The following is a 462-nucleotide window of genomic DNA, read 5'->3' on the forward strand; positions in this document are numbered from 1 at the left end:
GGCGGGTTCAAGCGGTCGTCGCAACACGCGTCGTCAGGCTGTCAAGAGTAGGCGGTTGAGTGCTTCGGCAGGCTTGGCCCAGTCGAGGGTCTGGCGGGGGCGGTCGTTCAGCAGCAGGGCGACCTCCTCGAGGTCGTCGGCGGTGTGGATGCCTAGGTCGGTGCCCTTGGGGAAGTACTGGCGCAGCAGCCCGTTGGTGTTCTCGTTCGTGCCGCGCTGCCACGGTGAGTGCGGGTCGCAGAAGTACAGGTCTAGGTCGTCGGCGATCTTGATCTGCGCGTAGGGCGTCATCTCGGAGCCTTGGTCCCAGGTCAGGGACTTGCGCAGGTGTGCTGGCAGGGTGCGGATCTGGGTCAGCATCGCGTCGCGGACGGCCTCGGCGTGATGCCCGTTCGGCAGGTGCAGCAGCATCACGTAGCGGGTGGTGCGCTCGACCAGGGTGCCGATGGCGGACTTGGAGTT

General features: G+C 66.5%; 1 protein-coding gene. It reads right to left on the bottom strand.

Annotated features, from left to right (window positions below; genetic code table 11):
- Positions 1-33: 33 nt before the first annotated feature.
- The coding region (locus tag EYB28_RS19900) for an IS30 family transposase (RefSeq protein ID WP_166853039.1) at positions 34-462 on the bottom strand (429 nt) is incomplete at its 5' end.

The organism is Isoptericola sp. BMS4, assembly GCF_011634835.1.
Classification (GTDB): domain Bacteria; phylum Actinomycetota; class Actinomycetes; order Actinomycetales; family Cellulomonadaceae; genus Isoptericola.